Below are 12,462 nucleotides of genomic sequence, written 5' to 3'. Positions count from 1 at the left end.
TGCCGAGAACGTCCATGTACTCACGCCTCTTGATCCGTCTGGCTGCTCCGCTCGCCCTGACGCTGCTGTTCCCCATCGCCGCCGGTTTCGATTGGCCGGCCCCGGTCCGTTGGGCCATCCTTACCACCATGACGCTGAGTTGGCTGGGCTTCGCCGCCTGGACAGCCTATAGCCAGAGCCGGCGTTCGCCGGAGCAGTCCAAGATCATGCGCGAGCAGGATCAGCTGCTGTCCGAGCTGCGCAACTTCGTCGGCAACGAGATCGAAGGCTCGCGCAGCGAGATCGAACGGGCCCGCGAACTGATCCGCCAGGCGGTCAGCGGCCTGGGTGGCAGCTTCGAGGCGATGAACCGCAAGTCGCGGCAGCAGAACGTCGCGCTGGCGCGGATCGTGGATCGCGCCGGCGACGACGGCGGTGCCGGGGTCGACGTGGCCCGCTTCGCCCAGCATGCCAGCCAGCGCATGGAGCAACTGGTCGAGGCGCTGGAACAGGTCAGCGGCCAGAGCAGCGCCACGGTGCACTACATCGACGACATGTCGCAGCACCTGGATGGCATCTTCGCTCTGCTGGAGGACGTCAAGTCGATCGCCGACCAGACCAATCTGCTGGCGTTGAACGCGGCGATCGAAGCGGCGCGTGCCGGCGAGGCGGGCCGCGGCTTCGCGGTGGTCGCCGACGAGGTGCGCAACCTGTCCGAGCGCTCGACCACCTTCAACGAGCAGATCCGCAAGCTGGCGCACAGTTCCAAGGACGCCATCGCCAAGGTCCGCGAGACGGTGTCGCACATGGCCTCGCGCGACATGGACCGCTCCCGCGAGGCGCGCGCCGAGGCCGCGTCGATGCTGGACAACGTGGCGGCGATCAACAACTCGCTGGGCGAAGGCATGCGCGAGATCTCCGAGTGCGGCCGCGCCATCGACAGCAGCGTCGCCGAAGCGGTGCGCGCCCTGCAGTTCGAGGACATCGCCACCCAGGCCCTGGGCGGCGTGCACACCCACCTCGACCGCCTGACTGCGATCAACCGCGAGGCCGTGGGCCTGCAGGAACTGCTGCATCGCAATGGCGGCGTGTTCGACAACGAACTGGTCGAAGCCCTGCAGCGCGTCGGCACCCGCCTGCGCGAGATGCGCGTGGAGTGGGAGCGTCCGCCGCACAAGGCGGTGGCGCAGCAGAGCATGGGCGCCGGCACCGTCGAACTGTTCTGATCGACGCCGTGTGCACCCTGCCGCATCATGAAGCGACCCGTCCCCGGCCCTGGCCGGGGCTTGTCGTTGCTGCCCTTCCCCGTTTGGCCGAGTCGATGCCCTTTCAGTCCCTGTCCCGAGTAGAGGCCATGTCCTGCGACGACCTGACCTGTGCGCACGAAACCCCGCCCGCTGCCCTGCACCCGGTTGCCGGCCTTGCCGCCAGCGGCAGGCCGGTTGCGGCGCGGCGCCAGCCGGGCAGCGCGCTGCGGCAGCTGGAAATGCGGGCGCAGGACGAGTTGCGGCAGATGCTCGGCCGGCGTGGCCCGGTGGCGCGGAGCGACAGCATCGCCGACCTGGTCTGGGCCGGCCTGTCCTGGGACATGGGCTTGAACGGGGCCGCCATCGCCGCGGCCGGTACGCCGGCGCCGCTGCCCGGCTACGCGGCGCTCGCCGATCACGATTGAACCGCTCTGTGCGGTCGCAGTTCCGAGCGCCGCCAATCCCTGTAGGAGCGGCTTCAGCCGCGACCGGAACTTTCCGAAGGTGCCTGTCGCGGCTGAAGCCGCTCCTACAACCGCCTGCGGATCGCCTGCTGGGTGCACTGTAGGAGCGGCTTCAGCCGCGACAGGTTCTACCCGTAGGGCCTGTCGCGGCTGAAGCCGCTCCTACAGAGGCGCCGTTACCGACCGTCGACGAAGCCTAGCTGGGATTCTCCAGCGAGAACAGGTCGGCCTGCTTGTCGTAGGCGAAGTACTCGGCGTAGCGCGCCCAGCTGATCACCGCCTGCACGGTTTCGGCCGCATAGTCCTCGGACATGTGGTCTTCCAGCTCGTCGCGGAAACGCCGCGCCGGGGCATGGTGGGTCGGACGTTCGTCGAGCACGCGGCGGATGTGCGCGGCCAGCGGCACGTAGGTGGCCAGGTGCTGGGCGAACATCTGCTTGCGCGCATCGGTGCCGAGTTCGGCGAAGCGCTGCCCGGCCGGGGTCAGCTGCAGGTCGCCCTGCTCGAACACCGCGAAGCGCAGCAGCTGCAGGGTCTCGGCGATCGGGAACAGTTCGTCCACTTCCAGCTGCAGGCCGGCGGCCAGCGGCGGCAGGTCGGCGCGGCCGTGGTACGGCTCGGCCGCCACCGCCTCGACCAGGCCGGCCAGCAGGTTGCTCGACACCCGCGGCAACACCATCGCGATGCCGCTGCCGGGAAATACGCCTTCGCGCGCCTGCGGCCGCTGCGGGCTGGCGGTCATGCGCGCGTAGATGTCGTCGACCAGGGCGCGGAACGCCGGCGCCAGGCGGTTGCGCGGCTGCGGCAAGGTGACGTGGATCTCGCCGATCACCCGGCCCGGATTGGCGCCGAAGATCACGATGCGGTCGCACATCAGCACCGCTTCCTCGATGTTGTGGGTGACCATCAGGATCGATTCGATCGGCATGCGCCCTTCCGACCACAGGTCGAGCAGGTCGGTGCGCAGGGTCTCGGCGGTCAGCACGTCCAGCGCCGAGAACGGCTCGTCCATCAGCAAAAGTTTCGGCCGCACCACCAGCGCGCGGGCCAGGCCCACGCGCTGGCGCATGCCGCCGGACAATTCCTTCGGATAGGCGCCCTCGTAGCCGTCCAGGCCGATCAGGTCGATCGCCGCCAGCGCGCGCCGGCGGCGTTCGTCGGCGGCCACGCCGCGCGCCTCCAGGCCGACCTCCACGTTCTGCAGCACGGTCAGCCACGGGAACAGCGCGAAGCTCTGGAACACCATCGCGATATCGTCGATCGCCTGGGTCGGGGTGGCGTCGCGGAACACGATGCTGCCGGCGCTGGGCTGCAGCAGCCCGGCGATGGCGCGCAGCAGCGTGGACTTGCCGGAGCCGGAGCGCCCGAGCAGGCCGACGATCTGGCCCGAATGCAGGGTCAGGTCGACGTCGTCCAGCACTACCAGCGGCGTCGCCCCGCCCTTGTCGTAGCTCTTGCGCACGCCGTGCACGCGGACCAGCGGGGCGCGCTCGGGCGCGCTTGCGGAAAAGGTCATGGTCGGGATCTCCAAGGGGGTCAGTCGAAACGCAGGCGGCGTTCGGCGAAGGCGTACAGGCGCCGCCACACCGCGCGGTTGAAGACGGTCACGAACAGCGACATCACCGCCACCCCGAGCAGCACCCGCGCGCCGTCGCCGGCGGCGGTGGCGCGGGCGATGTAGGAGCCGAGCCCGTAGGCCTGCACCTGGGTGTCGCCCCAACTGGCGAGTTCGGCGACGATGCTGGCGTTCCAGGAGCCGCCGGAGGCGGTCAGCGCGCCGGTGATGTAGTACGGGAAGATGCCCGGCAGGATCACCCGCCGCCACCAGGTCCACGAGCGCAGCTGGTAGACCGTGGCCGCCTCGCGCAGGTCGGTGGGAAACGCGCTGGCGCCGGCGATCACATTGAACAGGATGTACCACTGCGTACCCAGGATCATCAGCGGCGACAGCCAGATGTTGGGATTGGCACCGGTGGCGACGATCGCCAGCACCGCGAACGGGAACAGCACGTTGGCCGGGAACGCGGCCAGGAACTGCGCCAGCGGCTGCACCCGCTGCGCCACCTTCGGGCGCAGCCCGATCCACACCCCGATCGGCACCCACACCACGCTGGCCAGCGCGATCAGCACCACCACCCGCAGCAGCGTGGCCAGCCCGCCGCCGAACGCTTCGGCCAGATCATGCACGCTCAGGTGCCGGCGGCCGTAGTCGAACGCGAACCAGGCCGCGGCCAGCGCTGCGACCGCCAGCGCCGCGCTCCACAGCCGCTCGCCCCATAGGTTGGCGGCACCGTCCCGCGCAGGCGCCGCCGCAGGGCGCGGGCGCCGCGGCGCCCAGCGCCACAGCAGCGTGCGCTGCCAGACCCAGGCCAGCGGCGCGACCAGGCGCTTGGCCAGGCGGGTGCGCCGCAGCAGGTCGTACAGCCACGATTGCGGCTTGTCCTGCGAGGCGGTGAGTTCGGCGCGGAACTTGTCCGACCAGGCGACGATGGGACGGAACAGCAACTGGTCGTACAGCACGATCAGCACGGCCATCGCCAGCACCGCCCAGCCGACCGCGGCGAAGTTGCGTTGCGCGATCGCCAGCGCCAGGTAGGAGCCGATGCCGGGCAGTTCCAGGGTGTGGTCGCCGACCGTGATCGCCTCGGAGGCGACCACGAAGAACCAGCCGCCGGACATCGACATCATCATGTTCCAGATCAGCGCCGGCGTCGCATACGGCGCTTCCAGCCGCCAGAAGCGCTGCCACGACGACAGGCCGAAGCCGCGGGTGACCTCGTCCAGGTCGCGCGGCACGTTGCGCAGCGACTGGTAGAACGAGTAGGCCATGTTCCAGGCCTGGCTGGTGAAGATGGCGAAGATCGAGGCCAGCTCGGCGCCGATCTGGCGGCCCGGGAACAGGCCCAGGAAGAAGGTCACGGTGAAGGTCAGGAAGCCCAGCACCGGCACCGACTGCAGGATGTCCAGCGCCGGCACGATCAGCCGCTCGGCGCGGCGACTCTTGGCCGCCAGGGTCGCCACGACGAAGGTGAACAGCAGCGAGGCGGCCATCGCCGCGAACATGCGCAAGGTGGTGCGCAGGCCGTATTCGGGCAAATGCTGCAGGCCCAGCGAGACCGCTTCCGTGCCCGGCGGCGGCAGCGGCGCGCGCATGTCGGCGGCGCCGTGCAGCAGCAGCACACCCAACGCCAGCAGCAGCGCGAACACCGCCAGATCATGCAGATTGGGCAGCACGCCGGGGCGTGCGGCGACATGGTCGGGCGCGTTGCGGTCGCGGGGGAATAGCACCATGGGAAGGTTCCGGCAGGACGGCGGCGCCAGGCGCGCCGCACGGGTGGTAGGGAATCACGGAAACGCGGGTGGGACGACCGCCCAGTGTCGCGCGCGAATGTTCCAGCCAGGCGTCAGCCGCTGCTGCGCCAGCGCCGCGCTGCGCGGCCGGGCCGCTGCCGCGATGGCGGCCGCGACCGCGGCAATCGCGCTGTGTGACAGCAGGCGCCGCGATGCGGCATGGACCGGCCGCGGCATGCGCGCGGGCAACCGGCAGTGACGAAATGCATGGCGACAACGACGACAGGCATGGGCGGCTCCGGATGCGGAAACGCCAGCGGCTACGCTCGGGGTCCTCGCGGATCGGGCTTGCGTACTGCGGGGTCTGTGGTCAGCGCCGGTGCGGCGCTGGCGAACGATCCCGTCCTGAGCGGACGGGACCCATCTGGGACGAACCCAGACCTTGGCGGTCCTGTCAGCTCGACAGCTGCAGCGTCGGTCTAGGATGACTGTCCAAGGAAGTGGCCTCTGGCCGGGAACGATGGGCGCGAAGTATAGCCAGCAAATGCGGCGCTGCAACAGCGCCGCGCAAGCGCCCGCAGCGCGCGTTCACTGAGCAGCAAGCACCAGCCGCGGCAAGGTCGCCGGCAGCACGCTCTGGCGCGCCCGCAACCACGCGGCCAGTTCGCGCGGCGGCAGCGGACGCGAGTGCAGATAGCCCTGGATCTCGTCGCAGCCCTGCTCGCGCAGCAGCGCCTCTTCCTGCGCCGTCTCCACGCCCTCGGCCACCACCTGCATGCCCAGCGCATGGCCGAGTTGCACGATCGCCTGGGTGACCTTGGCGGTGCCGCTGTCGATGAGCATGTCCTGCACGAAGCTGCGGTCGATCTTCAGCCGCTGCACCGGGAAGCGATTGAGGTAATGCAGGTTGGAGAAGCCGGTGCCGAAGTCGTCCACCGCCAGCAGCACGCCCTCCTGCTCGAACAGTTCGAAGCAGCGGCGCAACGATTCGGTGTCGCGGATCAGCGCCGATTCGGTCAGCTCCAGCTCCAGCCGCTTCGGCGACCAGTTGTTGCGCTGGCACAGTTCCAGCACCCGCTCGGCGAAGCCGCGGTCGCGCAGCTGCATCGCCGACACGTTCACCGAAACGCGGTCGAAGTGCAGCCCCGCCGCATCCCAGGCCGCGGCCTGGCGGCAGGCTTCGTTGATCACCCAGTCGCCCAGGCGCACGATCTCGCCGCATTCCTCGGCGATGGGAATGAACTCGGCCGGATTGCAGTGACCATGGCCGGGGCGGTGCCAGCGCAACAGCGCCTCGACCGCCGGCGCGCGTTCGCCGGCCGCGTGCACCAGCGGCTGGTACACCAGCGAGAACTCCTCGCGGTCCAGCGCGCCATGCAGCGCATGCTCGATCTCCAGGCGCCGCTGCGCGCGCAGCAGCACATCCTGGCTGTAGTAGTGGCAGGTGTTGCGGCCGGATTCCTTGGCCGCATACATCGCCGCGTCGGCGGCGCGCAGCAGGCTGTCGAAATCCTGGCGCCCGTCTTCCATCAAGGCGATGCCGATGCTGGCACCGATCTTGATCACGTTCTCGCCGTTGTGCAGCGGCTCGGCCAGCGCCGCGATCAGCTTGCGCGCCACGTGGCCGGCGTCGCTCGGCTCGGCCAGGTCGCGCAGCACCACCAGGAATTCGTCGCCGCTGAAGCGCCCGAACAGGTCGCTGGTGCGCAGCTGCTGGTGCATGCGCGTGGCGGCCAGCTTCAGCAGCGCATCGCCGGTGGCATGGCCGAAGGAATCGTTGATGCTCTTGAACCCGTCCAGGTCGACGAACAGCATGGCCAGGGTGCTGCCGCGCTCCACCGCGTCGTGCATCGCGGTTTCCGCCTGCTCGCGCAGCAGTTGCCGGTTCGGCAATCCGGTCAGCAGGTCGTAGTGGGCCAGCAGTTCGATGCGCTCGCTGGCCTCGCGTTCGCGGCTGATGTCGCGGAACAGCACCACGAAGCGCGGCGGCAGACCGTCGCGGTCGTCCAGTTCGATCAGCACCTGCACCCACACCCGGTGCCCGGAGGGCCGGTGGAAGCACAGATCCAGTTGCTCGGGCAGCCCGCCCTGGGCGATCCGCGCCAGCGCCGCTTCGAACGCATCGCGCGAATCCAGGGTGTACAGCGCCAGCGCCTGGTCCAATTCCAGGGTTTCCTTGCGCAGGCCGTGGATGCGGTAGCACTCCTCGGTCCATTGCATGCGCCGGGTATCGACCTCGATCTCGCAGCCGCCGATCTTGCCCAGCGCCGAGACGCGGTTGAGCAGTTCGGTGCGCCAGCGGATCAGCGCGTCGGTCTGGCGCTGCTCGGTGATGTTCTGCACCTGGCCGAGCACGCGCTGGATGCGGCCATCGGCTTCCAGCTGCGGTTGCGCCCAGACCCGCAGGTGCAGCGGCGCCTCGCTGCCGCGCACCAGCTCGACCTCGAAGTTGGCCTGCTTGCCGTCGCGCTGCATGCGCCGCCAGGTCGCCAGCACCTGCGCCGCCGACTCGCGGCTGAGCAGGCGCAGCCAGCCGCGGCTGCTCGGCGGGTGTTCCTCGGCCAGGCCGGTCACGCGCAGGAATTCGCGCGACCACCAGATCCGGTTCTGCGGCGGATCCCACGACCAGCTACCCATGCTGGTCATGCGCTGCGCCTCGCGCAGCAGGGTCTGCTGGTCGCGCAGGCGCTGCTCGAGCAGCTTCTGTTCGTGGATGTCGGTATGCGTGCCGACCATGCGCAGCGGGCTGCCGTCGGCGGTGCGCGCGACGATGCGGCCGCGATCCAGGATCCAGCGCCACTGCCCGTCCTGCTGGCGCAGCCTGAATTCGCACACGTAGGTCGCGGTGCGGCCTTCGAAATGGGCGCGGATCGCCTCGCGCAGGCGGACCTGGTCGTCTCTGTGCACCAGCGGCAGCAGCGCATTGAGTCCGTAGTCCGGCGCATCGCCCTGGTAGCCGAGCATCTGTCTCCAGCGCTCGGAACGGAAGGTCCTGTCGCTGGGGATGTCCCAGTCCCACAGGCCGTGTTCGGCGCTGTCCAGCGCGATCTCCCAGCGCGTGGCGCCGTCGCTGCCGACCGGCTCGGGCACGCTCAGGGTGTAGGCCAGCAGCGCGCCGGCGTCGTCGCGCACCGCGCGCAGCCAGCCGTCCAGGCGCCGCCCGGCGGTGCCGGGCAGCGCGCAGGCGAGCATGCTCTCGTCGCCGCACAGGCGCTCGCGCACGTCGCGCATCAGCTCGGCATAGGCCTCCACCGTACGCGGCAGCTCCAGCGCCTGCGCGGCCCGGTTCGCGGCCAGCGGCCGCCCTTCGGCGTCCAACAGGACCACGGCCGAGGTGAGCGGATGCTGCAGCAAGCTTGCGATGACGCCTTGATCCACGCCGAAGTGCTCCGTTTCTACCAGCGCCGATGCTGGCGGACGAAGGTGATAACGGCACCCGGCAGCATTAGTTGAGCGCCCCGCCTGGCCGGCGGCGGCGGCCGCAGTGGGCCGCGGCCGGCGCTTGCCGGTAAGATGGCAGTGGATGAATAACGCCGCACCAGGCTGTCGGGGCATGCAACCACAACGCGATCTCTCCCCGACCTCCCCGTCCTCGGGCATGCGTCTGGCGCAGCGGCTGGACCGGGGCATCTGGCGGACCGCACTGCTGTACCTGCTGCTCGGCCTGATCTGGTCGCTGGGCAGCGACCTGCTGCTGGTTCGATTCATAGACAACACGCAGACGCTGGCCGTACTGCAACTGGTCAACGACGCCGTGTTCCTGCTGTTGACCGCCATCGCCCTTTACTGCCTGCTGCGCCCGCTGGTACGCGGCGCGGTGCAGGTGCACGCGCAGCTGGCGCTGTCCGAGGCCGGCTACCGGCAAATGTTCCAGGCCAATCCCAGCCCGATGCTGGTCTACGATCCGGAAACGCTGCGGGTGGTGGACGTCAATCCGGCCGCGGTCGCCTTCTTCGGCTGGCCGCACGACACCTTCGTCGGGCTAGAACTGGGCCGGCTGTGGCCACCGAGCGCGGCCGAACGCATGGGCGAGGTGATCCAGTCGATCCGCGACACCCCGTCCAAGGTCTGCGTGGTGGCCGAGCCGCTGCGCCTGCGCGACGGCAGCCTGCGCATGGCCGAGGCGCGCAGCACCGGCCTGGACTACCGCGGCCGCGGCGCGCGGCTGGTGGTGATCAGCGACCGCAGCGCCGAGCACGAGGCGCAGCAGCGCCGCGACCAGGCGCTGCTGCGGCTGGAGGAGGCGCAGGCGATCGCCCGCCTCGGCTCCTGGCAACTGGACCCGGCCAGCGGCCTGGGCCGCTATTCCGACCAGGTGTACCGGATGCTCGGCCGGCGCGCGCCGGAGCAGCCGCGCCAGCATCGCCTGGACGAACTGCTGGTGCCTGCCGACCTGGCCTCGCAGTCGCGCATCCAGCACATGCTCGAGGAGTTGTGCGGCGCCGCACCGGTGCAGCTGGACATGCTGCTGCCGGTGCTGGCCGCCGACGGCCAGGCGCGCATGCTGCACCTGCGCGCCGAATCGGCCAGCGACGACGCCGGCGCGGCCTGCGTGCGCGGCACCCTGCAGGACGTGACCGAGCACGAACGTTCGCGGCGCCTGCTGCACGAGCGCGAGGAACAGTTCCGCGAACTGGTGCGGGTGCTGCCCGACGGGGTCGCGATCCTGCACCAAGAACACGTGCTGTACGCCAACGCGGCCTGCGCCGGACAGTTCGGCTACGAAGGCGAGAACCTGCTCGGCGAGCCGCTGCAGGGCCTGGTTTACCCCGGCGATCTGCAGCAGGTGCGCGAACAGATGCGCGATGCCGGCAACAAGCGCGAGCGCAGCGCCGCCGCGCGCATGCGCCGCCGCGACGGCTCCTCGTTCCACGCCGGGCTGTCGTTCGGCAAGGTCCGCTACAGCGGCCGCGACTGTCAGTTGCTGATCGTGCGCGACCTCAGCGAACCGGAGCGCATGCGCGACGCGCTGGCGCTGAGCAACCGCGAACTGCAGGCGATGGCGCGACGGCTGTTCTCGCTGCAGGAGGACGAACGCCGCGCGATCTCGCGCGACCTGCACGACGACATCGGCCAGGCGATCACCGCGATGAAACTGTCGGCGCACGCGGCGCTGGACGAAGCCGATGCCGAGCGCCGCCGCGAGGACCTGAACGAGATCGTGCAGCTGGCCGACAGCAGCATCACCAAGCTGCGCAACCTCTCCACCTTGCTGCGCCCGCCGCAACTGGACGCGCTCGGCCTGGAGGCGGCGCTGCGCTGGCAGGCCGGCATGCTGTTCCGCGCCTCGCCGGTGCGCCTGCACCTGGAGATCGCCACCCTGCCCGCGCGGCCCAGCGGCGAGGTCGAGCAGGCCTGCTTCCGCATCGCCCAGGAGAGCCTGACCAACGTGCTGCGCCACGCCTGTGCCGGCGAAGTGCGCATGGCGCTGAGCGACGAGCAGCACCAGCAGTTGCGCCTGGAGGTGGTCGACGACGGCGACGGCTTCGATCCGGCCGGCCCGCGCGGGCTGGGCCTGATCGTGATGCGCGAGCGCGCGCAGAGCGCAGGCGGTACCCTGCAGATCGACACCGCGCCCGGTGCCGGCACGCGGGTGACGCTGTGCCTGCCCTATACCACGGCGGCGACGCCAACCCACCCACCTGGACCCTGACACGATGTGGAACCCCGCTGCCCCCGTGCCGCAAGGCGACGAACTGCCGTCGCGCCTGGGCGCAGGCCATCCGGCGCTGACCGGCATGATCGCCGAGGCGCTGGCCGGCGGGCCGGGGGTGATGCTGCTGCACATCGACATCGACCACTTCGCCTCGATCAACGAGAACATGAGCGCGGAAGTCGGCGACCACGCGTTGGCGCTGCTGGCGCAGCGGCTGCAGGCGCATCTGCGCGGGCGCGGTCTGCTGTGGCGCCACGGCAGCGACGAGCTGATCATGGCGGTGCCGCGCACCGCCGACGTGCCGCCGCCGGAGGCCTTCGCCGAGGAGGTCCGGCAGCAGATCGAATTGCCGCTGTCGGTGCTGCCCTACACCTTGTTCATGACCGGCAAGATCGGCGTGAGCCTGTGCCCGGAACACTCCGCGCGCCTGTCCACGCTGCTTGACTATGCCGAGGACGCGGTCTACCAGGCCGCGCGCGAGGGCGGCAACATGGTGCGCCTGTACGCGGCCGACGGCCCGCCCAGCGCACACAGCGAGAGCATCATCTCGCGGCAGATCGTCGATGCGATCCCCAACGGCGAGCTGCGCCTGCGCTACCAGCCGATGGTCAGCGCCCGCGACGGCCGCGTGGTCGGCATGGAATCGCTGCTGCGCTGGCAGTCGCCGACGCTGGGCATCCTGGTGCCGGAACGGTTCATGCGCACCGCCGAGCGCTTGGGCGTGATCGTGCAGATCGGCACCTGGGTGATGGAGGGCGCGCTGCGCCAGGCGCGGCTGTGGCGCGACCAGGGCTTCGACGACTTCACCATCTCGGTCAACGTCTCCACCCTGCAGCTGCTGCGCCCGACCTTCTTCAACGAAGTGATGTCGGCGCTGCAGGCGGCCGGCGTGCCGCCGCAGATGATGGTGCTGGAGATCAACGAAAGCGCGTTGACCAACAACGTCAACTTCGTCCACGAAACCCTGGCCAACCTGTGCCGCGAGGGCATCAGCCTGAGCCTGGACAATTTCGGCACCGGCGATTCCAGCCTCAGCGCGCTGGTGCGCTATCCGGTGGACAAACTGAAGATCGACCGCAGCTTCATCAAGAGCGCGCCGGCCGGCAATCGCGAGGCGGCGATCGCCCGCGCCATCATCGCCATGGGCCATCAGCTGGGCATGGTGGTGATCGCCAACGGCGTGGAGTCGCAGGCGCAGCTGGGCTTCCTGCGCCGCAACGACTGCGACATCTTCCAGGGCTACCTGTTCGGCGAACCGATGTCGGCCGAGGCCGCGGGCATGGCGCTGCGGCGCCGCTACCTGCGTCCGGAATCGTTCACCGAGACCCGCCCGGACCGCACCCTGCTGCTGCTCGACGACGAGGAGAACGTGCTGCGCTCGCTGGTGCGCCTGTTCCGCCGCGACGGCTACCGGATCCTGGCCGCCGGCAACGTGCGCGACGCCTTCGACCTGCTGGCCACCAACGACGTGCAGGTGATCCTGTCCGACCAGCGCATGTCCGACATGAGCGGCACCGAGTTCCTGGGCCGGGTCAAGATGCTCTACCCCGACACCATCCGCCTGGTGCTATCCGGCTACACCGACCTGGCCACGGTCACCGACGCGATCAACCGCGGCGCGATCTACCGCTTCCTGACCAAGCCATGGAACGACGACGAACTGCGCGAGCACATCCGCCAGGCGTTTCGTACGCATGATGAGCAGCGGCGGGATGGGCAGGCTTGAAATCGGGGACCAGGGACCGGGGACCGGGAACCCGGAAGAGCAAAGGGCAACTGCACGACAACGCCGCCACGCCAGGATCGACGCTTTTTCCGGGTCCCC

General features: G+C 69.9%; 7 protein-coding genes. 4 read left to right on the top strand and 3 right to left on the bottom strand.

Annotated features, from left to right (window positions below; genetic code table 11):
* Window positions 1-14 precede the first annotated feature (14 nt).
* Entirely contained in the window at window positions 15-1,205 is a 1,191-nt protein-coding gene (locus tag KHF85_RS10045; protein ID WP_004425653.1) for a methyl-accepting chemotaxis protein, read from the top strand.
* Between the two features lie 128 nt (window positions 1,206-1,333).
* Window positions 1,334-1,651 carry a hypothetical protein gene (locus tag KHF85_RS10040; RefSeq protein ID WP_284569435.1) on the top strand — a complete coding sequence of 106 codons (318 nt, stop codon included), beginning with the start codon at window positions 1,334-1,336 and terminating at the stop codon, window positions 1,649-1,651.
* Between the two features lie 235 nt (window positions 1,652-1,886).
* Here the strand turns inward: KHF85_RS10040 and KHF85_RS10035 are convergent, their stop codons facing one another.
* The 3 genes from KHF85_RS10035 to KHF85_RS10025 all read right to left on the bottom strand — a co-directional run bounded on the left by KHF85_RS10035 (window position 1,887) and on the right by KHF85_RS10025 (window position 8,359).
* Window positions 1,887-3,206: an ABC transporter ATP-binding protein gene (locus KHF85_RS10035; RefSeq protein WP_064540009.1), complete on the bottom strand. Its 1,320-nt coding sequence runs from the start codon at window positions 3,204-3,206 to the stop codon at window positions 1,887-1,889.
* A gap of 20 nt (window positions 3,207-3,226) precedes the next feature.
* Window positions 3,227-4,981, bottom strand: coding sequence for an ABC transporter permease (locus KHF85_RS10030; RefSeq protein ID WP_284569434.1), 1,755 nt, complete (start codon window positions 4,979-4,981; stop codon window positions 3,227-3,229).
* 588 nt (window positions 4,982-5,569) lie between these two features.
* Window positions 5,570-8,359 (bottom strand): sensor domain-containing protein, encoded by a 2,790-nt coding sequence (locus KHF85_RS10025; RefSeq protein ID WP_284569433.1) that lies wholly within the window; start codon window positions 8,357-8,359, stop codon window positions 5,570-5,572.
* 175 nt (window positions 8,360-8,534) lie between these two features.
* On the opposite strand from KHF85_RS10025, the gene KHF85_RS10020 reads away from it, so the two are divergent.
* Window positions 8,535-10,634 (top strand): PAS domain-containing sensor histidine kinase, encoded by a 2,100-nt coding sequence (locus KHF85_RS10020; protein WP_284569432.1) that lies wholly within the window; start codon window positions 8,535-8,537, stop codon window positions 10,632-10,634.
* Between the two features lie 4 nt (window positions 10,635-10,638).
* Window positions 10,639-12,363 (top strand): EAL domain-containing protein, encoded by a 1,725-nt coding sequence (locus KHF85_RS10015; protein ID WP_284569431.1) that lies wholly within the window; start codon window positions 10,639-10,641, stop codon window positions 12,361-12,363.
* Window positions 12,364-12,462 lie beyond the last annotated feature (99 nt).

It is taken from the genome of Xanthomonas graminis pv. graminis (assembly GCF_030168915.1).
Taxonomy (GTDB): domain Bacteria; phylum Pseudomonadota; class Gammaproteobacteria; order Xanthomonadales; family Xanthomonadaceae; genus Xanthomonas_A; species Xanthomonas_A translucens.
Note: the sequence above shows the minus strand (reverse complement) of the source record. Positions and strands in the feature narration are given on the sequence as shown.